Annotated in this window: 1 protein-coding gene; it reads right to left on the reverse strand. The window is 43.8% G+C overall.

The features are described 5' to 3' along the window. The coding region (locus IAE20_RS16680; protein ID WP_227612145.1) for an Ig-like domain-containing protein at window positions 1–530 on the reverse strand (530 nt) is incomplete at its 3' end. Window positions 531–541: the final 11 nt, after the last annotated feature.

Below are 541 nucleotides of genomic sequence, written 5' to 3' on the forward strand. Positions count from 1 at the left end.
GTACTTTCATTACCCGCAGCATCAGTTACTTTTGCACGATAAGTATGTTCACCATCGCTTGCTTCTGTAATATTTGGACCCGTTAAATCTGTCCATGTACCCCCAATCAGCTCTTGATAAACGACAGTTGTTCCTGCTTCTTGACCTGAAATACTTAAGTCAAAAGCTTTATCATTGGTAATACCATCTCCCTGTACACCGCTGTCAGTCAAATTATTGAAACTTATTGTTCCCGAAGCCGGTGCAACGGTGTCTACAATTAAATCAAAAGCAGGACTAGCATTGCCTTTATTTCCGGCCGGATCAACCAAAGCAACTGTTAGCGAATGATTACCTTCGCTCAAATCAGTCGATGGTGTAAAACTCCAGACGCCTGTGGCTGGGTCGGTAATCACAGCTGTACCGATAACATTGCCATTATCATAGATTGTTACCACGCTACCATCGGTCAAACCAGATGGATCCACATTACCCGTCAAGGTTGGCGTTTTATCATTCGTGCTATCGCCTGAATTTAGCGTTCCAGTCATCGGTGCTACAT

Source organism: Acinetobacter sp. S54 (assembly GCF_016624945.1).
Taxonomy (GTDB): domain Bacteria; phylum Pseudomonadota; class Gammaproteobacteria; order Pseudomonadales; family Moraxellaceae; genus Acinetobacter.